Origin of the sequence: Nocardia sp. NPDC058176 (assembly GCF_042883805.1) — a bacterium.
Lineage (GTDB): Bacteria > Actinomycetota > Actinomycetes > Mycobacteriales > Mycobacteriaceae > Nocardia.
In genome coordinates this window covers 1,233,384-1,257,304 of the sequence record NZ_JBHVVA010000001.1, presented here as the reverse complement: position 1 = coordinate 1,257,304, position 23,921 = coordinate 1,233,384, and the positions used below count along the sequence as shown (strand labels likewise).

Genomic DNA, 23,921 nt, shown 5'->3' with positions numbered 1-23,921 from the left:
CCCTTGCCAGGTGCTGGTCGTCCTGGGTGTCTCGTCGGCTACCAGGTCACCGGTAGCCGACCTACGCCGGAGATACCCAAACTGTCTGGGCGCATGGTGATTTCGCGTGCCGGAACGGCGAGGCGGAGGGTGGGGAATCGGGACAGCAGGGCGGGTAGGGCTGTTCGTAGTTCGAGTCGGGCGAGGTGGTGGCCGAGGCAGTGGTGGATGCCGTGGCCGAAGCTCAGGTGCCCGTGGGTGTTTCGGTCCGGGTCGAAGGTGTCGGGGTTGGTGAAGGCAGCGGGGTCGTGGTTGGCGGCCTGCAGTGAGAGCGCCACCGATTCGCCGGCTTCGATTGTGTGACCGGCCAGTTCGACGTCTTCGAGGGCGGAGCGGGTGAGGGTGTGGACGGGGGTCAGGTAGCGGATCAGCTCCTCGACGGTCCGGTCGGGATGGGCGTGTAGGGCGGGCACGAGTTCGGGATGGCGCAGGAGTGTGTGGGTGCCGAGGGCGAGGGTGTTGGCGGTGGTTTCGTAGCCGCCGATCAGCAGGAGGACGCCGATTCCGGTGAGTTCACTGCTCGCGAGGTCGGTGGTGGTCAGGTCGCCGAGGAGGTCGTCGGTCGGTGCGGATCGTTTGGCGGCGACCAGGTCGCGCATGTATTCCTGGGTTTCCTCGAGCGCGGCGATGCCCTGGTCGAGGGGCGTGTCCGGGTCGTTCAGCACGGCGACGAGGGTGGTCACCAGGTGCTGGAAACGATCGCGGTCAGTTTCGGGGACGCCGAGCAGTTCGCAGATCGTCAGGGCTGGGATCGGTTGGGCGAAAGAGGTAACCAGGTCGAGCGGGCCGCCGTGTCGTTCCATGGCGTCGAGGCATTCGGTGCTGAGCTGTGCCACGCGCTCGGTGAGCAGCTGTATCCGGCGGGCGGTGAATCTGCCGGACAACAGCTTTCGGTAGCGGGTGTGTTCGGGCGCGTCGAGGTGGAGGAAGCTGCCGGGCGATGCCGGGGGCAGTGGGCCGAGATCTGCCAGCGGGGAGTGCAGGAGCTCGGTGCGCGCGCTGAAGCGTGAATCGGCCAGGATCGCGCGGACGGTGGCATGGCCGGTCGCCAGCCAACCGTGATGACCATCGGGAAACACTCTGCGCGACAGTTCATTTCGTGGGTGCGCGGGGTCGGGCGCCGGATCGATGACTCCGGGACGTGGGGTCGGCATCGAGAAGGCGGTTGTCAGCGGTTCGGTCATGGGATCCCTTTGACGCTGGGGTTCAGGATTTGCCGAACGCTAGGTTGCCTTCAGGGATCACTCAACGCACTGACAGCCGCTACTCACAATAATGGCAGGTGACAGCGATTTCACCATTGCAATGGCCCTGCCGCCGAACGCAACAGCAGACATCCGTCATGCAATGAGGTGCCGCTGAACGAATACTGGATCCGCCCGATGACCCGAAGGAGAACCGCACCGATGCCCGGAGGCAGACTCACCCTGCACGAGCGGGAATGCATCGCAGCGGGACTGGCCGACGGGCTCGGCTACACCGACATCGGGCGTCAGCTCGACCGGCCCGCTTCGACGGTCAGCCGGGAAGTGACCCGCAACGGCGGCCCCGGTCGCTACCGTGCCGACCGCGCCCATCGAGCCACTGCGGCGCGAGCCCGGCGGAGCAGCGCGACCGCACTCCCACCTCCGCCAGATCCGATCGAGGACGAGGCGATTCGTGATTTCGCGGCACATTTCACCGAACTGTTCGTCTACGACGGCATGCCCCGGATGCAGGCGCGCGTCCTGACCTGCCTGCACCTCACCGATTCCGGCAGCCTCACCGCCGCCGAACTGGCCCGCCGCCTCGACGTGAGCCCCGCGTCGATCTCCACCGCCGTCAACGCCTTGGAAACCCGGGATCTCCTGCGCCGCAAACGTGATTCGCGCCGCCGCGACCACTACTACATCGACGGTGACACCTGGTACCGCACCACACTCAACCTGGCCCGCGCTGCCGAAGAACGAGTCAAGGCCGCCCGCCACGGCGCCGAACTCCTCGGCGTCAGCACTCCCGCCGGCGCCCGCCTGGCCGAAATCGGCAGCTACCTCGACTACCTCGGCAAGCAGATGGTCCAAGTCGTCGAACGCTGGCATCGCCCCTGACCAAGAGCGCGAGCGGCCAGCGCTTCCGGACCTTTCGATGTCGACGCGGGTGACGACCCGATTGCGCGGAAACTCCCGATTGCCCAGCGCATCACGTTGCTCATACCCCTCGGCGTCGAGACTCGGCCAATTCGGTGAACCAGGTGAGCAGCGTCGGGTCGTCGACGGTGTTGGGGTCGATGGCTCGGGCGGAGGTGGCACCTTGGAGGAGTCGTTTGATGGGCACTTCGAGCTTCTTGCCTGTGCGGGTTCTGGGGATGCCCGGGGCGGGAATGATCTCGTCGGGAACGTGGCGCGGGGAGGTGTGGGTGCGGACGGTGGATCGGATGTGGGTGGCGAGGTCTTCGGTCAGGGTGGTGCCGGGCGTGAGGACGACGAACAGGGGCATCCAGTAGCCACCGTCGGGTTGGTCCGCACCGATCACCAGGGAATCGGTGATCTCGGGGAGTTGTTCCACCGCCTGGTAGATCTCGGCGCTGCCCATGCGGATGCCGTGGCGATTGAGGGTGGCGTCGGAGCGGCCGTGGACGATCACACTGTCGTGGTCGGTGCGGGTGATCCAGTCACCGTGCCGCCAGACACCCGGACAGTCGCGGAAATAGGCGTCGCGGTAGCGGGTTCGGTCCGGGTCGTTCCAGAAGCCCACCGGCATGGACGGCATCGGCCGCGTGACGACGAGTTCACCGACCGTGCCCCGGACCGGTTCACCGTGTTCGTCCCACGCCTCGAGCGCGACGCCCAGGTAGGGCGCGGACAGTTCACCGGGCCGGACCGGCACCGTCGGCACGCCACCGGCGAAGGCCGACACGACATCGGTCCCGCCGCTGATCGAGGACACCGGCGCACCGACATTGTCGGCCAACCAGATCGACGACGACGCGGGCAGCGCCGACCCGGTGACGCCGACCAGCCGGAGCGCACCCAGATCGTGATCCCGTTTCGGCACCGACCCGGCCTTCACACAGGCCAGAACATAGCCGGGGCTGGTACCGAGGACGGTCGCCCGTACTCGGGACGCGATGTCCCACAGCGCATCCGGGTGCGGATGAGCGGGGCTGCCCGCGTAGCAGACGATGGTCGCGCCCACCAGCAACCCCGCGACCTGGAAGTTCCACATCATCCAGCTGGGGCTGGTGTACCAGAAGAAGGTGTCGTCGGGACCGAGATCGGACTGCAGCGCCAGCGCTTTCAGATGCTCGAGCAGCACCCCGCCGTGACCGTGGACGATGCCCTTGGGCGGACCGGTGGTGCCCGAGGAGTACAGGACCCACAGCGGGTGCTCGAAGTCGACCGGCTCCGTCGGCAGGCCGGGTTCGTCGTCGATGCTCACCGCAGCCCAGTCGAGCGTGCCGGGGATGTCGAGGCCGAGCCGAGACACCAGCACGGTCGCCGCGAGCCCGGGCAGCTCGGCACGGAGCGCGGCGATGTCGTCGATCTTGCGATGTTCGCGTCCGCCGTACCGGTAGCCGTCCGCGGTCACCAGGACGACGGGATCGAGCTGGCCGAGGCGGGCCCGCGCGGCCTCGGCGGAGTAGTCCTGTCCGCAGGCGCTCCACACCGCACCGAGGCTCGCGGTCGCGAGGAAGGCGATGACCGCTTCGGGAATGTTGGGCAGGTACCCGACGACGCGATCGCCGGGGCGGACTCCCAACCCACGCAACGTGCGAGCGAAAGCGCCCACCCTGGCGAGCATCTCCGCCCACGACATCTCGACGCGGCTGCCGTCCTCGTCCACCGTCACGATCGCGGGACGATCGGGACGAGCCTGCCGAACCACCTGGTCGACGTAGTTCAGCCGCACGCCCGGAAACCATTGCGCTCCTGGCATTTCCGTCCCGGCCAGCACCTCCGCGGGCGCCGGGCCGAGGTCGAAGTACTCCCACACCGCACCCCAGAACCCCGACAGGTCATCGACCGACCACTGCCACAGCGCGTGATAGTCGGCCACCGAGACCCCGTGCCGCGCTTCCACGAACCGCGCGAACGCCGTCACCCGCGCCTGCGCGATGTGCTGTTCGCTCGGCACCCACTGCGCCGCCACCGTCATCGCGCGCTCCACCCGCCGTCCATCACGTAGGAGGTGCCCGTGACCATGCCCGCGGCGTCGGAGGCCAGCCACCCGACCAAGGCCGCGACCTCCTCGGGTTCGATCAGTCGTTTGATCGCGCTCTCGGTCAGCAGGACCTGCTCGAGCACCTCCTGCTCGGCGATGCCGTGCGCGGCGGCCTGCTCGGCGATCTGCTTGTCCACCAGCGGTGTTCGCACATAGCCGGGGTTCACGCAGTTGCTGGTGACGCCGTGGGCTCCCCCTTCGAGAGCTGTCACCTTCGACAGCCCTTCCAGGCCGTGCTTGGCGGTCACATAGGCGACCTTGTACTGCGATGCGCGCAGCCCGTGCACCGACGAGATGTTCACGATCCGGCCGAATCCCCGCGCGTACATGTGCGGCAGCGCCGCGCGGATGAGCAGGAAGGGCGCCTCGACCATCAGGGTCTGCATGGCGCGGAACTGCTCGGGGTCGAAGGACTCGATCGGGCTGACGCGCTGGACTCCGGCGTTGTTCACCAGGATGTCCACGTCCAGGCGCAGGGCGGCCAGGGCGTCGACCTCGAGCAGGTCGACGGTCCAGGCGTGCCCGCCGATCTCCTCGGCGACCGTCTTCGCGCCGACGCCGTCGACATCGGCCACGGTCACCTCGGCACCGCGCGCGGCCAGGTCACGGGCACACGCCGCGCCGATCCCGCTCGCGGCGCCGGTGACCAGTGCTGTGCGTCCGGTGAGTTCGCTCATGCCGCAACGCCTTTCGCCTCGGTGGCGGCGTCGGCCAGGTCGACCGATTCGAGGTCGATACCGCGCGTCTCCCTGGCACAGATCACCGCGACCACGGTGACCGCCGCCGCCGCGGCCAGGTACCAGGCGATCGGGACCGAGGACCCGTAGACGTCGAGCAGGCGGACCGCGATGATCGGCGCCAGCGAGCCCGCGACGATCGAGGTCACCTGATAGCCCATCGACACACCGGAATACCGCATCCTGGTCGGGAACATCTCCGCCATGATGGCGGGCTGACCGGCGTACATGAGGCCGTGGAAGACCAGCCCGATGATGATCGCGAACAGGATGACCGCGCTGTGCCCGCTGTCCATCATCGGGAACGCGAAGAAGCCCCAGGTGCCCGCGGCGACCGCGCCGACCAGATACACCGGCCGCCGTCCGAACCGGTCGCCCAGATACCCGGCCAGCGGAATCACCAGGCAGTGCACGGCATGTGCGGCGAGCAGCCACCACAGGATGGTCGCGGTGTCGGCCTGCACGTGCACCTTCAGGTAGGTGATCGAGAAGGTGACGACCAGGTAGTACATGATGTTCTCGCCGAACCGCAGGCCCATCGCGGTGAACACGCCACGCGGGTACTTGCGCAGCACCTCGAACGGGCTGAACGCGGTCGCCTTCGACTGCTCCCTGGCCTGCTGCGCATCGAGGAAGATCGGGGCGTCGGTGACCTTGGTGCGCACGTAGTAGCCCACGAGCACGACCACCGCCGAGAGCCAGAACGCCACGCGCCAGCCCCAACTCAGGAAGGCCGCGTCCGACAGCGTCGAGGTCAGCACCAGCAGGACGACGGTGGCGAGCAGGTTGCCCATCGGCACGCCCGCCTGCGGCCAGCTCGACCAGAAGGCGCGGCTGCGGCTGGGACTGTGCTCGGCCACCAGCAGGACCGCGCCGCCCCATTCGCCGCCGATCGCGAAGCCCTGGATGAAGCGCAGGGTCACCAGCAGCGCGGGTGCCCAGTAGCCGATCTGGTTGAAGGTCGGCAGACAGCCCATCAGGAAGGTCGCGCCGCCGACGAGCACCAGGCTCACCTGCAACAGCTGCTTGCGACCGTATCGGTCGCCGAAGTAGCCGAACACGATGCCGCCGAGCGGGCGGGCCGCGAAGCCGACGGCGTAGGTGACGAACGCGGCCAGGATCGCGTCGAGCTCGCTGGTGCCCTGGGCGAAGAACACCTTCGAGAACACCAGCGTCGCGGCGGTGCCGTAGAGGAAGAACTCGTACCATTCGACGACGGTGCCCGCCATCGAGGCGGCCACCACCCGCCGCAGGCCCGAGGGGGCTTTGTCCGGCTCGTCCCCGGCCGGTCGGACCGCGCTGCGCACGCTCATCGGATCACTCCTTCAATGCTCCACATCACATCCGAGTCGAATTGTGATGTGACCCACATGTTCTGCGAGGAGTATTCGTGCAGATCCTTCTCGGCCGCAATGGTCAGTTTCGCACCAGCATTCTGCAAGAATGCAGATCATGAGCCCGTCTCCTTCGTCACCAGGGCGTAGACCGAGTGCCGACGATTTGCTGGTGCTGCTCGCCGTCGGCCGGTCGGGGCGCTACACCACCGCCGCCGACGAACTCGGCATCAACCACACGACGATCTCCCGGCGCATCGCGGCGCTCGAGCACGCCATCGGCGGGCGGGTGCTGACCCGCGTGACCGGCGGCTGGGAGCTCACCGAACTGGGCCGGGAAGCCCTCGCGGCGGCCGAAGCCGTGGAGGCCGCGGTCCGCACGCTCGGTTCGGCCGCGGGCGAGCGCACCCTCGAAGGTGTCGTCCGGCTCTCGGCCACCGATGGTTTCAGCGCGTATCTGGCCGCGCCGACGGCCGCGCGGGTCCAGCGCAGGCATCCGGGCGTGGCCGTCGAGATCATCGCCACCACCCGCCGGGCATCCACCCAGCGAACCGGGCTCGACATCGAAGTGGTGGTCGGCCGACCCCAGGTCCACCGCGCCGAGGCGATCGAACTCGGCGACTACTGCCTCGGCCTCTACGCCGCCCGCGACTACCTCGCCGAGCGCGGCACACCGTCGAGCGTCAGGGACCTCGCCGCCCATCCGCTGGTCTACTTCATCGAATCCATGCTCCAGGTCGACGACCTCGACATCGCCGCCGCCTTCGCCCCCGCCATGCGCCAGTCCGTCTCCTCCACCAACGTCTTCGTCCACGTGGAGGCCACCCGCGCCGCCGCGGGCCTCGGCCTGCTCCCCTGCTTCATGGCCGACCGCCACCCCGACCTGATCCGCGTCCTCCCGGCCGAGGTCAGCGTCCAACTCACCTACTGGCTCGTCACCCGCCCCGAAACCCTGCGTCGCCCCGAGGTGGCCGCGGTCATCGAGGCCCTCCGGACCACGGTCCGCGACCGCCGCGACGAACTCCTCGGCAGTCAGCCGGGCTAGCGGCTCAGTACCGGGGGCCATTTCCAGTTCGATCGCGCCGACATCTCCGAAACTGCGGTCGGTGCCGTCGAGTGCGGCAGCAAGGACGATCCGCGCACAGTGCTCGTCACATCGAGCCCGGCCGCCTCGGCGCGTGCGACCAGTTCGCATCGGCGACCATCGCCCGCAGAACCTGGGCCAGCACACGGGTGTCATCGAGCGCATCGTGAGCCTTGTGTTGTGGCACACCGTAATACGAGGCGAGAGTGCCCAGTTTGTAGTCGGGGGTCGGTGGCGCAACGCGACGCGCGAGAGCCAGCGTGCACATGCGGCGGTCCACCGGCAGCCGCGTACCGGTTCTGGCGAATTCGCGCGCGAGGAAGCCGTAGTCGAACAGCGCGTTGTGCGCCACCAGCATTCGACCCGCGAGCAGGCCTGACAGCTGGGCGCAGACCTGTACGAATTCCGGTGCACCGCGCAGTATCTCGGCTGTGCCCGTAGCGAAATAGGTTGATGGATGGAAACCTATTGGCCTAGAGTAACCATTGTGAACGAACTGTCCCCGCAAGATCAGCTCGACGTCGCTGCCTCGGTCACCCTGCGAGCCCGGACCGCGACGCCTATGCCCAGGTGGGTTCCACCCGTGGCAGCGCTACTGGGAGCCTCCAGCCTTATCGTGGTGGGCCTTGCTCGTCCCGAGTCCGACGATGCGGACTTCTGGACCGTCATGTCCCTCGGCGGCGCACTGTTCTGCGCATTCGTCGCCCTGATGAGCTGGATATGGCGCAGGGAACGCAACAGCGGAGTCGTTCCACGGTACTTGCTCGACCTGCCTCAGCGGCGCTGGCAGCGGGTTTCGCTGCTTCTGCTGGTCGTGCTGATTCCCGGCGTGGTGCAAGGGTTCCTCGACGGGTGGGCTCATGTCGTCTGTGCCGTGCTCCTCGGCGGCATCGGGTGGTGGGTGCTGGAACGGCAGCGGCGGGCTACATGCCCGAGCTGAGCGATGTGCTGGGCTCGCTGCCACGGTTGAAGCTGGTCGCGTTCCTGGACGGCTGCAAGCAGGCCGAGTTCGGCACCGTCGCGGACCTGTGCGTTCTGAACAAGTCCACGCTGTCGAAAGCGATGACCGTGCTCGAGGACGCCGGTTACGTCGAGGTTCGCAAGGGATATCTAGGGCGCAGGCCGAAAACCTGGCTCGCGCTGACCGATCACGGTCGGCTGGCCTATCGCGAACACCAAGCCGCTCTGGCAGCCCTCACCTCCATGGCAGAACGGGCCGAAGCCTCGACCCGGCCACCACCTCCCGAGGCGTGAAACCCGCCTGAACCCGACTCGCGCCGAGGTACGGCCCGCATTGCCAACCCGGTGGGAGGCCGATGATCGCTTGATACATCATATTCCGGTGGATCTAGATCAAATCAGGGCGCAGACCGACGAACTCGCGTCGAGGTTCGGTGTGCGGGCTCCGCGGATCGAGCTGGGCAAGGACTCGAACTGGTGCGTGGACGGGGTGCGTCCACGCTTGCGGGGCAACCGGTCGGTCCTGATCATCGGCCCCGCGTACGACAAGCTTTCACCAGCCGAGAAGCAAGGTGCACTCGCCGAAGCCGTTGTGCACGTGGACATGCAGCGGGCAGGTCGATGGAAGGCCGCCATGGTCGTCTTGTTCGTGGTTGGTGTGCCCTTCCTGACGTTGAGCTACCTCGCCGGGTACGCCACCGGCCGTGGCATCCTGCCCGAGATCGCCGGGTGGCAGGTGGGAGTGCTGAGTTTGCTGGCGTACGCGGCAGCGGTCATCACGGTGAACGCTGTCTGGGCTCGACGAATCCTCTATCAACTCGATCGTCGGATGCTGGACGTGCTGGGCGCAGAGATGGTGGCCTTGATACTGGATCTGGACGAGCGCAGTCGGATTCGCGCCCGCGGTGTGGTCGGCATTTTCGTCAAGCTCGTGTTGCCCAGCAAGGCTCGTCGTGCGCGGCGACTCGACAGCGACCTCCTGGCCGGGGTTGCGTGATCCGCACTAGGTCCCCTCGTTCGCATCGACCACGGAATCCAGTGCGTTGGTGTGCCATTGGCCGTCCGGGTAGGTGATGTAGAGCGGGCCCAGGTTGCAGGGGTTGAGACAGCCGGTGGGGGTGACCAGCGCGTCGGGATTGTCTTGGCGGAGAGTGCGGTGGAGTTCGGCCGCGCCGAAGACGGTGCAGCGCGGGCCGCGGCAGACCAGGATGTGTTCGGTGTGCTCGGGGATGTGGGACCAGGCTGGGCTGCGGAAGGCGCGGGGGCTCGCGGTGACGGGCGTGCCGCCCTCGGCCATCCTGGTGCGTACCACGTCGACGAAACCGGTTGCGGTGTCGATTCCTTCGGTGACCCGCACGTCGAGTTCGCGGCCGCGGGTCTCCTTCCAGTTGGCGACCGCGCGGGCGATCCAGGTCTCCAGGTAGCGGTCGCGCGGCACGGCCAGCGGGATCAGGGTGACCGGGATGTCGTCGCGGGCGGCCTCGTCGAGGGTGTCGTGGATGGTCGGTTCGCCCTGGTCGAGGAGCGCGTAGCCGATTCCGCAGGCCTCGGCGAGCGCGCCGACGGCGGTGAGGTCGACACCGGACGGGGTGGGCCGGGCGACGAAGACGTGACGGCGGGTCATGCGGTACGCACCGTTCGGCCGGCCGGAACCACCAGGGGCGTCCCGGTCATCGGATCGTCGATCACCGCGCACTCCACACCGAACACCTCGGCGACGAGTTCCGGGCGCACGATCTCGGCGGGCGAACCCTGCGCGACCACCCGGCCGTCCTTCATGGCGACGAGGTGATCGGCGTAGCGGGCCGCCAGGTTCAGATCGTGCAGCACGGCGATGATGGTGCGCGGCAGCAGGTTCCGCAGGACGTCGAGGATGTCGAGCTGGTGGGCGAGGTCGAGGAAGGTGGTCGGCTCGTCCAGCAGCATCACCTCCGGGTCCTGGGCCATCGCGAGCGCCAGCCACACCCGCTGCTTCTGTCCGCCGGAGAGCTGGTCGAGGGTGCGGTCGACCAGGTCGAGGGTGTCGGTGGCGGTCAGCGCCGCCCGGACCGCGTCCTCGTCGTCGGCCGACCACTGCCGGAACCATCGCTGATGCGGGTGACGGCCGCGCCCGACGAGATCGCCGACGGTGATGCCGTCGGGGGCGACGGGCTGCTGGGGCAGCATCCCCACCCGGCGCGCCACCGTCCGCGCCGGCTGCGGTGCGATGTCGGCACCGTCGAGCAGCACCGCGCCCGCGCTGGGAGCGGTCAGCCGGGCGAGGCCGCGCAGCAGGGTCGACTTGCCGCAACCGTTGCGGCCGACGATGACGGTGATCCGGCCGGGCGGGAAGTCGACGGTGGCATCGGAGACGATCGTGGTGTCGCCGTAGGCGAGTGCGAGTCCCTCGGTGGTGAGATGTGCGGTCATCCAGCATGTCCGATTCGGGTTGCGCGGGCGAGAAGGTAGACGAGAACGGGGGCGCCGAGCAGCGCGGTCACCACCCCGACGGGCAGTTCCGCCGGAAACAGCCTGCGCGCGGCCAGGTCGGCGGCGACGACCAGCAGCGCGCCCGCCGCCGCGGCCGGGGCGAGGCAGGCGCCGCGTTCGGCGAGCAGCCTGCGCACGATCTGCGGTGCCACCAGCGCCACGAAGGCGATCGGCCCCGCCGCTGCCGTGGCCAGCGCGGCGGCGGCCGAGGCGAGCACGATCAGGATGGTGCGGTGCGGGCCGCGTCTGCCTGCCAGCGAGTTGGCCAGCTCGTCGCCCAGTTCGAGCAGCGGCAGTGAGCGAGCGAACACGATCAGCGGCGGCACGACCACGGCGAGCGCCGCGACCGCGAACCAGACGTGCAGCCAGTCGCGATTGGCGAGACTGCCGGTGAGCCACATGGCGGCCGTATGCGCCTGGTAGACATTGGCTCTGGTGAGGATGAACGCGATGGCCGAGGACAACATGGCCGTCACCCCGATCCCGACCAGCACGAGCCGGTAGCCGTCGAGGCCGTCCTTCGTCGCCACCAGCACGATCAGCGCCATCGCCACGAACGCACCGGCCAACGCACCGCCGACCAGGCCGAGGCCGGTACCGCCGAGCAGCACACTCACCACCAGCGCGCCGAGCGAGGCGCCCGCGTTGATGCCGATGATCTCCGGGCTGACGAGGGGGTTCGTCGCGATCCGCTGCAGGATCGCGCCGGAGAGGGCGAAGGCGGCGCCGGTGGCGAGCCCGGTGAGCACGCGTGGCAGCCGGTCGGCGACGACGACGTCGTATTCGATGAGCGTGCCGCCACCGCTCAGGACCCGGAGCACGTCGGCGGTGGTGAGCGGATAGTGGCCGACAGTGAGCGACCAGGCCGCGATGGCCAGTGCCACCACTGTGAGCAGCACAGTGAGAAGCAGGGATCGCCGATGGACTCGGATGACGATCCGGCGGCCAGGCGAGCGCACCAGGAGGGTGCCGTCGGGGAGCACACTGCGTTCGGAGCGCGCCGGCTGCGGCCGCGTCCGCTGGGTGGACGTCACAGTGTCGCCACCTTCCGGTTGCGCACGAGATAGAGGAAGAACGGCGCACCGGCGAACGCGGTGATGATGCCGACCTGGATCTCCTGCGGCCGCGCGACGATCCGGCCGAGGATGTCGGCGAGCAGCAGCAGCGTCGGCCCGAGCACCGCCGACCAGACCAGCACCCACCGGTAGTCGTGTCCGACGAGCGCACGCGCGATGTGCGGGATCACCAGGCCGACGAACGCGATCGGCCCGGCGATCGCCACCGCCGACCCCGCGAGCAGCACCACACCGGCCGCGCCGGTCGCGCGCACCGCGACCAGGCGGGTACCGAGCGTGCGGGCCAGGTCGTCACCGATGGCGATGGCGTTCAGCGGCCGCGTCACCGCGACGGCCAGCACCGCGCCGACCGCGATGAACGGCGCTATCGCCCAGACGGATTCGGTGTCGGCCCGGCTCAGGGAGCCGACCACCCAGAATCGGAAGTTGTCGAAGGTGGTCCGGTCCAACAGCGTGATGGCCGTGGTGATGGACCCGCACAGCGCGGTGAACGCGGCACCGGCCAGCGCCAGCTTCACCGGTGTCGCACCGCCGAAGCCGAGCGAACCGAGCACGTAGACGAACACGGCCGCGACGGCGGCGCCGAGGAAGGCGAACCAGACGAAGCCCGCCGGGTCGGTCAGACTCAGCGCGCCCATCGCGAGCACGATCGCCAGCGAGGCACCGGCATTGATCCCGAGCAGGCCGGGCCCGGCGAGCGGGTTACGGGTGAGGCCCTGCATGACCACACCCGCCAGCGCGAGCGCGACACCGGCGAGCAGCCCGGCCAGCGTGCGCGGCAGCCGGATGTAGCGCACGACCCGGTCGCTGTCGGTGCCCTGGAAGTCGGTGAACGCCGCGAACGCCTGGTCGAGGGTGAGCGGGTGCGAGCCGATCAGGATCGAGGCCACGCAGACAGCGGCGAGCGCCGCACCGGCCAGGATCAGGCCGGTGCCGCGAACGGCGAGCGTCACCGTCCGAACAGATCGGGGTGGATCAGCTCGGCGACCAGTTCGGTGGCGTGCGCGATCCGCACACCGGCGGCGCGATCGGCGAACAGGAACGGATGCACGACGCCGTTGCGGACCGCGGTCAGGTTCGCGAAGGCCGGATTGCCGACGAGCTTGTCGACCTGGGGCTGTCCGTCGGCGCGGGTGTAGGTGGCCTTGCAGCAGGCGCTGGTGAGAATGATGTCGGGGTCGCGGGCGATGAGCTCCTCGGCGCCGATCTGGACGTTGCGGCGCTCGGTGAGGTCGGCGAAGGCGTTCACCCCGCCCGCCGCCTCGATGATCTGGGTGATGAAGTCGATGCCACCGGCGGCGGTGTAGGTGCCGTCGTCCTTGGGCGTGATCACCGCGACCCTCGGCTTCGGCGCGTCCGCCACCTTCGCGCCGACCGCGGCGATCCGCGCGCTCAGCTCCGTGACCACGTCCTCGGCCCGGTCTGAGACACCCCAGAGTGCTCCGAGGTCACGCAGATCCGCGTACACGTTCTCGAACCGCACGGTCTTGGGGTCGATCGCCTCGTCGGCGAGTCCGTCGGCGCTCGGGCACAGCGGGCTCACGACCCAGGTCTGTACGCCCAGCTCGTGCAGGCTCGCGCGGGTGCCGACGCTGTTCTGCGCCGACTTGGCGAACACGCCGTTGAACCCCGACAGCACGAAATCGGGCTTCTGGGAGAGCAATTCGTCGCGACTCGGCAGCTTCTCGACATAGGCCGACTTCGCCTGCGCGTCCTGGTATTCGGGCAGTACCGTGGAGTCGAGGAACGCGGTGCCGACGAGCCGGTCGGTGACACCGAGCGCGTGCGCGATCTCGATCGAGGGCTGGTAGGCGGCGTAGATGCGCTGCGGCGGTGCGCCGACGGTGATGTCGATCCCGCAGTTCGCGCGGGTCACGGCGTTCGCGCCGGTGGCTTCGGATTCGGGCTGCACACCACAACCGGCGACGACGACCGCACAAGCGATCAGCGCACCGGTACGTAGGCGCGCGACAACAGACAGGGTCACGGTGACGGCCTTCCAGGTCCTCGTGGAACGGTTACTGCGTAGCCGTGGCCGGTCTCCTGGCTGACGGGGATTCGCGCGACGGATCCACCTTCCCAGGGCACACGTGCCCCAGTGGCTCCGGACGACAACAGCCGTCCGGATCGATCCGTCGCTCCCGATCACAGTGGCGAGGGCCGCACCGGTTTCACACCGATTTCCCGAACACCACGGCTCGGGGACTGTACCAAGATCACTACTGGACGGTCGACTTCCCCCGGGTCATCGCGCGATCAGCGGGCGTCGGGGCAGCGGCCGGAGTAGGTGCTCAGACCCAGACCGTTGCTCTTCTTGCTGCGACCGACGGGGCCGTTCTTCGCGGAACGGACCCAATTGCCCGCGGTGTCGAGGACAGGCATGCGCTCGCTGAAGGCCCGGCTGTACTGGACGGTGCCATCGACGGTGAGGATGCCCTCGCGGACGTCGATGTGGGCGACGGTGGCCCAGAAGGAGTTCTTGCCGTTGCCGATCACGACGGTGATCTGGTCGGCGTCGGGACCCGGCAGGCCGTCGGGACCGGGGCGGCCGTAGCGGACGCGCACGCGCGGGTTGCCGAACTTGTCGATGGCGCCCGCGCCGTTGTCGACGGACTGGTAGACGTTGAGCAGCAGGTCGCCGTTCTCGGTGGGGCGCACGATCACTTGCTCGGTGGCGGGCAGGTTGTTGGCGCCGGGGCCGCGGCTGTCGCCCTGGTGGTGCATGAACGGCCAGGTGTTCAGGTCACCCTGGTGCCCCTTCTCACCGCTGATCACGACGTAGTCGCCGGTGACCTCGTTGCGGCAGAAGAAGTACACGTCGAGGTCACCGACCCCGAACTGGGTGACGCGGCCGTGCTGGTCGTATTTCGCACCGCGCCCGTCCCATTCGAGGCCGACGGTGAGGACGTAGCCCGGGTCACCCTTGCGCAGGTCGATGCTGGCGCGGCGGCTCGGCGAATCCTTGGTGAGGACGACGTCGACCTTGCGGAGGTCGATCGCGGGTCCTGAGGCGGGCGGAACCTGTTGTGGCGCACCGGCAGGCGTCGCGAAGGGGGCTTGCTGCTGGCCGTATTGGGGCGGCGCGGCAGGGTGCGGCTGCCCGGGAAACTGCGGCGCACCGGCAGGCTGGGGCGGCGCGAAAGACTGCGGCGGTGCGGGGTACTGCGGTGCGCCAGGCTGCGGCGGCACGGGGAACTGTGGCGCACCAGCAGGCTGCGGCGGCGCGAAAGACTGCGGCGGCGCGGGGTGTTGCGGCGCAACGGGTTGCGGCGCGGCGGGTTCCTCGTCGACGGAGATCCCGTGCTCGGTCGCGAAGGCCGCGAGCCCGGCGCTGTATCCCTGCCCGACCGCGTCGAGCCGCCACCCGCTCCCCCGGCGATACAGCGCGACGGCCTGCAACACCGTCTCGCTGTCCAGACCCGGCGGCACGAAGGTCAACGACTGACTCGCACCGGCGATCGAGATCCGCAACCCGGTGACCTCACCGAACCGAATCTCCTGTGCCTCGGTGCTGCCCGCGATCACGACCCGATGGATGTCGGCGGGCAATGCCGAAAGGTCCACCGACACAACAGCATCGGATTCCAGCTGCACGCCGGGCGCCGAGGGATTGTTGAAGAAGACGAAATCGGCGTCGGAGCGCACCTTGCCGTCGGCGGTCACCAGCACCGCGGACACATCCACCGCCCCCGCCGGGCTGTCGAGGTCGATGCGCACGGTGTAGCGCCCGTCGACCAGATCGGTCTTCGACCCCTTGGACACCTCGCCGACGGTTGCCGCGGTCCCACTCATGTCGTGCTCCTACCCCATCCGTGCGCCGACCGTCGCGCCCGATCGAGGTGATCGGCGCGACTCCGCTCCCACCGTACCTGCCGGGCGCCGGTGCCACGGCGGGTCGCGCACGAGGTGATCACCCCGGCGCGGTGTTCACCCTTGTCCCGCTCGATAGCGCCGCCGGTTCGCGCGTTGGCTTCGATCACAGCGTCCCGGAACATCGGTCGCGGACGCGGCCGCTGTGTCGTTCACTGGAGGCCATGGACGTCCGTGCGCTGATCGACCGCAAGCTGGGTCGCCGGGTCTCGGTGATCGTCCCCGCCCACGACGACGAGGACACCGTGGCCGGGGTGATCGCCTCCCTGCGACCGCTGCTCGGCGGACTCGTCGACGAACTGCTCGTGCTCGACGGCGGCTCCACCGACCGCACGGTGGCTCGCGCCCGGGCAGCGGGCGCCGCCGTCTACACCAGGGAGGAGGCGCTGCCCGAGATCTCGCCGCGCCCCGGCAAGGGTGAGGTGCTGTGGCGCTCGCTGGCGGTGTCAACGGGTGACGTGCTGGTGTTCCTGGACGCGGACCTGGTCGAACCCGATCCGATGTTCGTGCCGATGCTGGTCGAACCGCTGCTCGCCGATCCCGAGCTCGCCCTGGTCAAGGGCTACTACCGGCGTCCGATGACCAGCGGCCCCGGCTTCGACGCCGACGGCGGCGGCCGGGTCACCCAGTTGGTCGCGCGTCCCCTGCTCACCGCGCTCGCGCCCGCCCTGGCCGAGATCGTGCAACCACTCGGCGGGGAGTACGCCGCCACCCGTGCGCTGCTCGGCGAGATCTCGGTCGCCAGCGGCTACGGCGCCGAGATCGGGATCCTGCTCGATTGCTGGCAGCGCCACGGCCTCGCGGCCATCGCCCAGGTCGATCTGGGTGTGCGCGTGCACCGCAACCGGCCGACCCACGAGTTGGCGGTGATGAGCAGGCAGGTCGTCGCCACCCTGCTCGACCGGCTCGGCATCCGGGATTCCGGGATCGGGCTGGTGCAGTTCCTGCCGGGCGAGACGGGTTGGCAGCGCACGCCTTCGGAGGTGAGTCTCACCGACCGCCCGCCGATGACCCAGGTGATGGCGGCCCGGCGCGAGATCGCCTGACCGGGCACGCACGACGGGCGCCGGCTCGGCTCCATGGCCGGACCAGCGCCCGTTCGCTCGCGAATTACGCGGAGACCATGCCGAAGTCGAGCTTCACCAGCTGGTCGGCGCAGCCGAAGTAGCGGTCGTCGTGGGTGATCACGATGACCGTCTTCCCGCGGCGCTTCAGGTCGCTGAGGATCTCGTGATAGAAGACGTCGCGGAAGCGCGGCTCCTGATCGGCGGCCCATTCGTCGAAGACGTAGATCTGGCGGTCCTCGAGCAGCGCGGTGAGCAGCGCCAGGCGCTTACGCTGTCCCTGCGACAGATCCACGGTCGACAGGCGCCCGTCCCGCACGGTCACCTTGTGCGCGATCTGCAATTCCTCGAGATACCGCTGGACCTCGTCGTCGATCCCGGGGCGGTCGAAGCCCAGGTAGTCCTCGAACAGGTGGAAATCGGTGAACACCGCCGACGAGTTCTGCCGGTACCACTCGATGTTGTCGTGGTCGATCCGCTCCCCGTTGAGCGACAACGACCCCGTGCGCGGCACGTACAGACCGGTGATCAGCTTGGCCAGCGTCGACTTCCCGCTGCCGTTGCCGCCGACGATGAACGTGATCTGCCCCGGTTCGAAGACCAGGTCGATCGGACCGAGCCGGAAACCCGAGTCCGTGGACTCGTCGAGCCCGGGCGGCGGACCCAGCGGCACCGGCCGCACATCGGTCGCACCGTGATCGACCCACTTCTTGCCGTTCACATCCGGTTGGGCGGAGCCGGGATTCGCGCCGGGATGGGCGGGATGGCGTCCGCCCGGACCGGGATGGCCGTTGCGCGGCGGCATGCCGGGACGCGGCGGCGGACCACCGTGCCCGGGCGGACCACCCGGATGCGTACCGGGCGGCGGCGGCACCGGCGACGGCGCCTCGGACCGGTACACGTAGCTGACATCGGTCAGTTCCAGCTTGGCCTCTCCCGCCGCCGGACGATCCGAGTAGGGCAGCAGTTCCTCGTCGTGCAGGGTCTCCATGGACAGGTTCATCGCCCGGATCTTGGCCAGCGCCACGTCACCGCGCAGCAGGTCGGGGATGCGGTGCATGAAGTTCTGCATCGGCATCGCCAGGAACGTGGTGACCAGCACGTAGCCGACCATGGTCTCGCGCGGCAGTTCCAGCGCCACGGCGATGACGAACAGGATCAGCGCCATCGTCGTCAGCTGCAGTGCCTGGCCGAAGCCCTGCGCGTAGGAGAACTTCGAGCCCGCGTCGGTGTTCTGATCGCGCAGCGTGCCCGCCGAACCGAGCAGGTGCCGGTCCATGAAATCCTGCCGACGGCCGCGGTGCAGCTTCAGTTCCTTGATGCCGAGGGTGACGGCCTGGAACGAGCGCAGCAGCGCGTCCTCGTTCTCGCGGGCCTCGCGGTAGATCCCGCGCACCCGCTTGAGCACCATCTCGACACACGCGATGCCGACGAGTGTGCCCGCCACCGTCACCGCGAAGATCGGTCCCGACACGATGAAAAGGAACACGAAGCAGCCGACGATGGTCGCTACGTCGACGCAGATCGACGGGATGGCGGTCACCGCCTGCGACAGCGAGCGCACGTCCTCGGTCAGCGTCGCCATCAGGCGATGCATGCCGAGCCGTTCGAGGTGTTCCAGTGGCGCGGAGACGATTCCGGAGCTCAGGTCGCTGCGCAACCGGTAGATGGCCTCCTGTGAGAGCCGGATCAGCAGCACCTGCGAGAGCACGCCGCTGACCAGGATCACCAGCCCGGTGAACCCGAACCGCAGCAGCAGGTTGTCCGGCTGCGGGCGGGGTGAGACGACCGCGTTGATCAGCGTCACCAGGTAGGTGTTGGCCACGCCGCAGATCAGGCCCGCGGCGACCACGGCCGCGATCCTGGCCGGTGACAGCGCGGCGAGAAAACGGAGCAATTGCATGACTTACGCTCTCAGCTGCGGATGACATCGAAGACGATGCCCTCGAGGGTGACACCGGGCGCGAACGAGAACGCCACCCCGGTGGAGATCGGCGCCGCCGCCTGCGCGTCGCGGATCATCCGCTCCAGCACGAAGATCAGCGACACACTGAGCATGTTGCCGTGCTCGGCGAGCACCGCCCAGCTCGGCGCGGCGGCCTCGGCGGGGATGCCGAGCGAGCGCGCCGACTCCTCGATGATGCGCGGACCACCGGGGTGGATCGCCCACAGATCGACGGTCGACTTGTCCAAACCGTTGCGCGCCAGCACTTCCGAGACGACCGGGTCGACGCCGCGGTAGATGTAGTCGGGCAGGCTGGAGGCCAGTTCGCAGGTGATGCCCGCGTCCTGCACGCCGAGCACGATGCCGTCCTCGGCGTCGTCGAACAGGTGGCTGAAGCTGTCGCGGATCACCACGCTGCCCGCGGCGAGTGGCTGCTGCACCTGGTTGGCGCCGATCACCACCGCGCCGCAACCGTCGCCGAAGAGGCTGTGGGTGATCACGTCGTTGACGTCGTCGTCGAACACCGCGTTCACCGAACTCAACTCGATGCACAGCACCATCGACTTCTTGTCCGGGTGCGCCCGCACGTAGTCGACGGCGGTGCGGATGCCGTTCATCGCGGCGGCACAGCCCATGAAGTTGACGATCATCCGGTTGACCGTCGGCGCGAGGCCGAGCTGCTTGACCACGGCCACATCGACGCCGGGGGCGATGAATCCGGTACTGGTCACGAAGATCAGCTGCCCGATCTCCTCGGCCGGATCGGCCAGGCCCTCGACCGCGCGGCGGGCGACGTCGACGGCCAGCGGCACCGCGTGCTCGAAGAACAGGTTCATCCGCTCCCGGATGGTGGCGGGCTTACGGCTGAACTCGAGGAACTCCGGATCGAGCGGGTCGATCGCGAGGTGGCGGGTGTCGATCCTGGTCTTCTGGTAGATCCGCGGGATGCGCTGGCGCTGAGCGGGATCGGAGAACAGTTCGGCAACACGGCCGGCGTTGACGGTCTGTTCGACCACCCGCCGCGGCGAGCCCGTGGCGACCGCTTCGATCACGCCGACGGTGGTCGGCGGGGTGGGCGGTAGCAGGTCGTGTCCTCGCTCGACGTCGGCACTCCGGTGGGGGCCGTGGGGTCGGCGCGTACCTTCATCAAGGGAAACAGACACGGGTACAAATCCTTTCGAAACAGATATGACGTGACAGCGGAGCTCAGACGGTTCCGATGCCGGAGAAGCCCTGCGCGGTGTACACGACACAGGTCTTCAGCGCTGAGGGCGCGCAGTGCTCGCGCACGAAACCCCACTTGTTCTCCACGGCCTCGTTCGAGGGTGCGAGCAGGTAGGTCCGGCACAGCTTGGGGAAACGGTCACCGAAGAAGCTCTTGGCGGGCAGCCATTCCACGCCGAACTTCGCGGCTTCCTCGCGCACCACATTCTCGGTGGCGATATTGGCGAATCCGCTGCGCTGGAACGGAAGTACGTGATGCACGCGGTGCGAGCTCAGGCCCGCGGAGAGGAAGCAGTCGACGTACTTGTTGCCGACCACGGTCAGGTCGTAGGCCTGCTCGAGCTGGTTGACCGCCCAGTCCTCGGTGTCGCCGTGCGGCAGTTCCTCGGTCGGGATCTCGAAGTCGTGGCTGGCGACCACCATGAAGGTGCTGATCCACAGCGTGATCACGAATTGCAGGGCCCAGGCCCAGAAATCGCCCGCGATCGTGAAGACGACGAATTCGGCCACCAGCAGGAACCGGACACCGAACGAGCCGATGAAGTGCGGCAGCGCGCCTTTCCAGGTGCCGTACATGTCCTTGATGCCCACCTTGCGGGTGAGGCGGCAGACATCGAGCAGGCGAATGATCATGCCGGTGAGCAGGTGGCCGAATTTGTGCACGGTGTGCACGGGCACCCGGTACAGGCGCGGCACCTGCATCATCATCGTGAAGACGTTCTTCTTGATGTCGACTTCACTCTGGGTGTGCGGGTGGTGCAGCAGGGCATGACCGTCCGCGGTGACGAAAGACAGTGCGACATAATTCATGTCGAACGCGTTGACCGCGTATTTGTTGAGGCCCTTCTGCGCGCGATGGATCGCGTAATGGCCGAAACCGGCCAGTGAACTGCGCAGCAGCACCATCGCGATCACGAAGGCGGGCAACGGCATCCAGCTGGTGTCGTAGAGGCGCAGACCTTGCACCGCGAAATAGGCGACGATCAGGACACCGACGACGATGTCGAAGATTCGGTCCATGCGCTTCAGGCGGGCGGCGAGCTCGGGTTCCTTCAGCCGCGCCTTCACCTTGTGCAGCAGGTCGTTCTTGTCGTCGAACTTGTATTTCGGGGTGTCGTCCCAGCTGTTGAAGCCTTCCTTGAACAGGAAGTCGGGCGCGTTGTTCTTCGGGTGGATGTCCTCGGGAACGGCGTTGCGATCGAGGCTGTAGCGCTCGAGCATGCGCGCGATCTTTTCCGGGTCACGGTGGTAGGAACCGATGATCGAGGTGATGTCACGGTTCTTCGTGCGGCCGATGAAGAATTCCCCGCCGGGATGCTTGGAGATCCATTCGCTCAGGTCGTAGGCTCTGCCGTTGTAGACCCAGACGTTGTTGACGGGCGGCCGGCCCCCCGGACCCGGTGGTGGCGGGAGCTCCCGCTCCGCTTCATCAGGTCGATCATCGATCGTCATTGCTTTCTTCCTCCGTGTCCGATCGGCGTCGATGCGTCTTGCCTGCCGACCAGCGTCCCGACACGAATAGTCCTTGTGGCGCCTTGCATCTCGCTGAACAATCTCTTATTGGATACACACCCAGACGACACACGGCCCGGGGCCGCGCACGGCACGCTCGGTGCCGGACACGCGGTCCCCGGACCGGTGTGGGTAGGTGCTGCTCGGATCAGCCCGCGGGCTTGACGATGTTGACCGGCTTGGCCCAGTTGGACAGGCCGACGGTGACCTCGCCCTGGTCCTTCTTCACCACGGCGCGAACGAGATTCGGACCCTCACCGGTGGAGGCGGCCTCCGACGGCTTGGTCGAATCCGAGGCGGGCGGTGCCACGTCCTGGATCCACAGCGTGATCGGCAGGGTGCCCGCCTCCGCACCGATCCGCGGCACGATCGGGTCGATCACGGCGCCGTCGATGGTGCCGGTGATCTTGACGGTGGCGATGCCGTCGATGGTCTCGCGGGCCTCGGCCTTCGGGTTCTGCACGTTGGCGATGACGTTCGCGATGCCGAGGTCCTTGTCCAGGATGACGCCCGGATCGTAGACCTTCTCCGCCGGACCGGCGGGCACGTAGCGGCCACCGTTCTGGGTGTAGAGCACCTTGTCCACCACGAGGAACTTCGCCTCGGTGAACGGGTCGTCCGGGGTGAGCTTGACCTTCGCCTCGCCCATCGCCGCACCCGAGCCCTGGGTCTCGTTGGTGACATCGGCCGACACGGTCTCCACCGGCAGATCCGGCAGGTTCTCCACGTCGATCTTCAGGTGCACGGTGCGCAGGGTCTGGGTGGTCTTGGCCGACTCCGCCACGATCTGCGCGCCGTCGGGCAGTTCGGCCGGCGGCGGCGCGGTGGCGGTGGTCGAATCATCGGACGAGCAGCCGGTCACGAGGGCCGCGCCCAGCGCCGCCGCCGCGAAGACCGCGGTGATGCCGGAACGCCGCGCGAAACGGCGCCGGGGAGTGGGGTGCGAAGTGTTGTCGATCAAGATTCATCCCCTGGAGATGGTCGTATATCGCTTGGTTGAGGCAGCCGTAGCTGCCGCGTGCCTGCGACATGTTAAGCAGACCATCGGACATCTCGTGCTCCCCCGTCGGCGATAGTACCCGAGGTTTTCGATTTGCGAGTTGTCTGCGCGCACTATCGATTTCACACCACGTCCCCACCCTTGGCGAACCCCATCACCGCAGATCAGACCGGGGCCGACCGGTCCGGGGAGCTCAAACGACGATCCGCAACGGGGATTCGATTCGCTCTTTCAGGTTGGCCAGGAATTGGGCAGCCACCGCGCCGTCGATCGCACGGTGGTCTGCGGACAAGGTCACCCGAAGGATCGTGCGGGCGACCACTTCGTCGCCATCCAGACGTAGTTCCTCGGTCGCCGCACCGACCGCGAGGATCGCGGACTCCGGTGGATTGATGACCGCGGTGAACTGCTCGACGCCGAACATGCCGAGGTTCGAGAGGGTGAACGTGCCGCCGGTCATCTCGTCCGCGCGAAGTTTGCGGGCGCGGGCCCGGGTTGCCTTGTCCCGGATCTCGGCCGCGATCTCCGAGACACTCTTTCGGTCCGCGTCGCGGATCACCGGCACCAGCAGACCGACCGGTGTCGCTACCGCGATGCCGAGATTGATTCCGTTGTGACGCAGCAGTTTGTCGCCGGCGAAGCTGACGTTCACCGAGCGATCATCACGCAGGGCGCCGGCCACGGCCTTGACGAGCAGATCGTTGACGCTGATCTTGCTGTCCGCGGTATCTCCCTGCGTCTGGTTGACCCGGGCACGGAAGACGAGCAGGTCGGTCACATCGATCGCACTGGTCAGGTAGATGTGCGGTGCCTGTTGCTTGCTCTCGACGAGACGGGCCGCCGAGACCTGCTGGACCGAGGTGAGCGGCACCTCTTCGTAGTCGGCGGCAGCCGGACTCGCCTGCGCCACAGCCACACTCGGCATGGGCTGCCCGGCGGAGGCGGCAATGGGGACGGTCGGCACAGCGATCGCCCCGTGGGCGGCCTCGACGTCCTGCTTGGTGATGCGGCCACCTGGGCCGGTACCTTCCACGGTGACAAGGTCCACGCCCAGCTCGCGCGCGACCTTGCGGGCCAGCGGAGAGGTCTTCTGCCGGGCGGCGGAACTCGATTCCGCGGCGCCACCGGCAGACACCGAACCCCCCAGTCCGTCCCCGATGACAGCGATCGGTTCACCGATCGGGATGCGAGCGCCGGGCTCGGCCAGAATCCGTTCGAGTACGCCGTCGTCGTAGGCCTCGAGCTCCATGAGTGCTTTGTCGGTCTCGATCTCGGCGACGATCTCCCCGCGGGTGATCCGATCGCCGACCTGCTTCAACCACGAGGAGACGACACCGTCTTCCATGGTGTCCGAAAGCCTGGGCATGATGATGTCGGGCATTGCTTCTGTCCTTCGTCTTCCCGGTT

The 23,921-nt window shown here is 68.1% G+C and carries 22 protein-coding genes and 1 riboswitch; of the genes, 6 read left to right on the top strand and 16 right to left on the bottom strand.

Features of this window, described 5'->3' with window-relative positions; all coding sequences use genetic code 11:
* Positions 1 to 38 precede the first annotated feature (38 nt).
* Positions 39 to 1,223, bottom strand: a complete 1,185-nt coding sequence (locus tag ACFVVM_RS05905; protein ID WP_387613411.1) for a cytochrome P450 — start codon at positions 1,221 to 1,223, stop codon at positions 39 to 41.
* Between the two features lie 222 nt (positions 1,224 to 1,445).
* Here ACFVVM_RS05905 and ACFVVM_RS05900 point away from each other — a divergent pair, with 222 nt between their 5' ends.
* Positions 1,446 to 2,126 carry a helix-turn-helix domain-containing protein gene (locus ACFVVM_RS05900; RefSeq protein ID WP_387613408.1) on the top strand — a complete coding sequence of 227 codons (681 nt, stop codon included), beginning with the start codon at positions 1,446 to 1,448 and terminating at the stop codon, positions 2,124 to 2,126.
* Positions 2,127 to 2,226: 100 nt separating this feature from the next.
* Here the strand turns inward: ACFVVM_RS05900 and ACFVVM_RS05895 are convergent, their stop codons facing one another.
* From ACFVVM_RS05895 to ACFVVM_RS05885, 3 genes are read right to left on the bottom strand one after another with little or no spacing between them, the layout of a single operon-like run.
* Positions 2,227 to 4,173, bottom strand: coding sequence for an acetoacetate--CoA ligase (locus tag ACFVVM_RS05895; RefSeq protein ID WP_387613405.1), 1,947 nt, complete (start codon positions 4,171 to 4,173; stop codon positions 2,227 to 2,229).
* A complete protein-coding gene (locus ACFVVM_RS05890; protein ID WP_387613403.1) occupies positions 4,170 to 4,916 on the bottom strand; it encodes a 3-hydroxybutyrate dehydrogenase in 747 nt (248 codons plus the stop codon). Before ACFVVM_RS05890 ends, ACFVVM_RS05895 begins: the two co-directional genes overlap by 4 nt.
* Positions 4,913 to 6,289, bottom strand: coding sequence for an MFS transporter (locus ACFVVM_RS05885; protein WP_387613400.1), 1,377 nt, complete (start codon positions 6,287 to 6,289; stop codon positions 4,913 to 4,915). The genes ACFVVM_RS05890 and ACFVVM_RS05885 overlap by 4 nt, the downstream gene beginning before the upstream one ends.
* A 139-nt stretch (positions 6,290 to 6,428) precedes the next feature.
* Here ACFVVM_RS05885 and ACFVVM_RS05880 point away from each other — a divergent pair, with 139 nt between their 5' ends.
* Positions 6,429 to 7,355 carry a LysR family transcriptional regulator gene (locus ACFVVM_RS05880; RefSeq protein WP_387613398.1) on the top strand — a complete coding sequence of 309 codons (927 nt, stop codon included), beginning with the start codon at positions 6,429 to 6,431 and terminating at the stop codon, positions 7,353 to 7,355.
* Between the two features lie 106 nt (positions 7,356 to 7,461).
* On the opposite strand, the gene ACFVVM_RS05875 is transcribed toward ACFVVM_RS05880, so the two are convergent.
* Positions 7,462 to 7,902, bottom strand: coding sequence for an exonuclease domain-containing protein (locus ACFVVM_RS05875; protein ID WP_387613395.1), 441 nt, complete (start codon positions 7,900 to 7,902; stop codon positions 7,462 to 7,464).
* 111 nt (positions 7,903 to 8,013) lie between these two features.
* Between ACFVVM_RS05875 and ACFVVM_RS05870 the strand changes: the two genes are divergently transcribed.
* From ACFVVM_RS05870 to ACFVVM_RS05860, 3 genes are all read left to right on the top strand, one after another.
* Positions 8,014 to 8,334: a hypothetical protein gene (locus ACFVVM_RS05870; RefSeq protein WP_387613394.1), complete on the top strand. Its 321-nt coding sequence runs from the start codon at positions 8,014 to 8,016 to the stop codon at positions 8,332 to 8,334.
* Positions 8,322 to 8,648, top strand: coding sequence for a transcriptional regulator (locus tag ACFVVM_RS05865; protein WP_387613392.1), 327 nt, complete (start codon positions 8,322 to 8,324; stop codon positions 8,646 to 8,648). The genes ACFVVM_RS05870 and ACFVVM_RS05865 overlap by 13 nt, the downstream gene beginning before the upstream one ends.
* Before the next feature lie 187 nt (positions 8,649 to 8,835).
* Positions 8,836 to 9,351: a hypothetical protein gene (locus tag ACFVVM_RS05860; protein ID WP_387613389.1), complete on the top strand. Its 516-nt coding sequence runs from the start codon at positions 8,836 to 8,838 to the stop codon at positions 9,349 to 9,351.
* 6 nt (positions 9,352 to 9,357) lie between these two features.
* Here ACFVVM_RS05860 and ACFVVM_RS05855 read toward each other — a convergent pair whose 3' ends face one another.
* The 6 genes from ACFVVM_RS05855 to ACFVVM_RS05830 all read right to left on the bottom strand — a co-directional run bounded on the left by ACFVVM_RS05855 (position 9,358) and on the right by ACFVVM_RS05830 (position 15,691).
* Positions 9,358 to 9,978 carry a hypothetical protein gene (locus ACFVVM_RS05855; RefSeq protein WP_387613386.1) on the bottom strand — a complete coding sequence of 207 codons (621 nt, stop codon included), beginning with the start codon at positions 9,976 to 9,978 and terminating at the stop codon, positions 9,358 to 9,360.
* Positions 9,975 to 10,763, bottom strand: a complete 789-nt coding sequence (locus ACFVVM_RS05850) for an ABC transporter ATP-binding protein (protein ID WP_387613383.1) — start codon at positions 10,761 to 10,763, stop codon at positions 9,975 to 9,977. The genes ACFVVM_RS05855 and ACFVVM_RS05850 overlap by 4 nt, the downstream gene beginning before the upstream one ends.
* A complete protein-coding gene (locus ACFVVM_RS05845) occupies positions 10,760 to 11,857 on the bottom strand; it encodes a FecCD family ABC transporter permease (RefSeq protein WP_387613381.1) in 1,098 nt (365 codons plus the stop codon). Before ACFVVM_RS05845 ends, ACFVVM_RS05850 begins: the two co-directional genes overlap by 4 nt.
* A complete protein-coding gene (locus ACFVVM_RS05840; RefSeq protein WP_387613378.1) occupies positions 11,854 to 12,852 on the bottom strand; it encodes a FecCD family ABC transporter permease in 999 nt (332 codons plus the stop codon). Before ACFVVM_RS05840 ends, ACFVVM_RS05845 begins: the two co-directional genes overlap by 4 nt.
* Complete coding sequence (locus tag ACFVVM_RS05835; RefSeq protein ID WP_387613375.1) at positions 12,849 to 13,886, bottom strand: ABC transporter substrate-binding protein; 1,038 nt, start codon at positions 13,884 to 13,886, stop codon at positions 12,849 to 12,851. The genes ACFVVM_RS05840 and ACFVVM_RS05835 overlap by 4 nt, the downstream gene beginning before the upstream one ends.
* Before the next feature lie 28 nt (positions 13,887 to 13,914).
* Positions 13,915 to 14,129, bottom strand: a riboswitch (cobalamin riboswitch).
* A gap of 26 nt (positions 14,130 to 14,155) precedes the next feature.
* Positions 14,156 to 15,691 carry a TerD family protein gene (locus tag ACFVVM_RS05830; RefSeq protein ID WP_387613372.1) on the bottom strand — a complete coding sequence of 512 codons (1,536 nt, stop codon included), beginning with the start codon at positions 15,689 to 15,691 and terminating at the stop codon, positions 14,156 to 14,158.
* A gap of 242 nt (positions 15,692 to 15,933) precedes the next feature.
* Here ACFVVM_RS05830 and ACFVVM_RS05825 point away from each other — a divergent pair, with 242 nt between their 5' ends.
* A complete protein-coding gene (locus ACFVVM_RS05825) occupies positions 15,934 to 16,815 on the top strand; it encodes a glucosyl-3-phosphoglycerate synthase (RefSeq protein WP_387613370.1) in 882 nt (293 codons plus the stop codon).
* Between the two features lie 64 nt (positions 16,816 to 16,879).
* Here the strand turns inward: ACFVVM_RS05825 and ACFVVM_RS05820 are convergent, their stop codons facing one another.
* From ACFVVM_RS05820 to ACFVVM_RS05800, 5 genes are all read right to left on the bottom strand, one after another.
* Positions 16,880 to 18,736, bottom strand: a complete 1,857-nt coding sequence (locus ACFVVM_RS05820; RefSeq protein WP_387613367.1) for an ATP-binding cassette domain-containing protein — start codon at positions 18,734 to 18,736, stop codon at positions 16,880 to 16,882.
* An 11-nt stretch (positions 18,737 to 18,747) separates the two neighbouring features.
* Positions 18,748 to 19,941, bottom strand: a complete 1,194-nt coding sequence (locus ACFVVM_RS05815; protein WP_387613365.1) for a type III polyketide synthase — start codon at positions 19,939 to 19,941, stop codon at positions 18,748 to 18,750.
* Between the two features lie 43 nt (positions 19,942 to 19,984).
* Positions 19,985 to 21,454 (bottom strand): fatty acid desaturase, encoded by a 1,470-nt coding sequence (locus tag ACFVVM_RS05810; protein ID WP_387613362.1) that lies wholly within the window; start codon positions 21,452 to 21,454, stop codon positions 19,985 to 19,987.
* Between the two features lie 208 nt (positions 21,455 to 21,662).
* Positions 21,663 to 22,475: an LppX_LprAFG lipoprotein gene (locus tag ACFVVM_RS05805; protein WP_387613360.1), complete on the bottom strand. Its 813-nt coding sequence runs from the start codon at positions 22,473 to 22,475 to the stop codon at positions 21,663 to 21,665.
* A gap of 232 nt (positions 22,476 to 22,707) precedes the next feature.
* Positions 22,708 to 23,895 carry a dihydrolipoamide acetyltransferase family protein gene (locus ACFVVM_RS05800; RefSeq protein ID WP_387613358.1) on the bottom strand — a complete coding sequence of 396 codons (1,188 nt, stop codon included), beginning with the start codon at positions 23,893 to 23,895 and terminating at the stop codon, positions 22,708 to 22,710.
* Positions 23,896 to 23,921 lie beyond the last annotated feature (26 nt).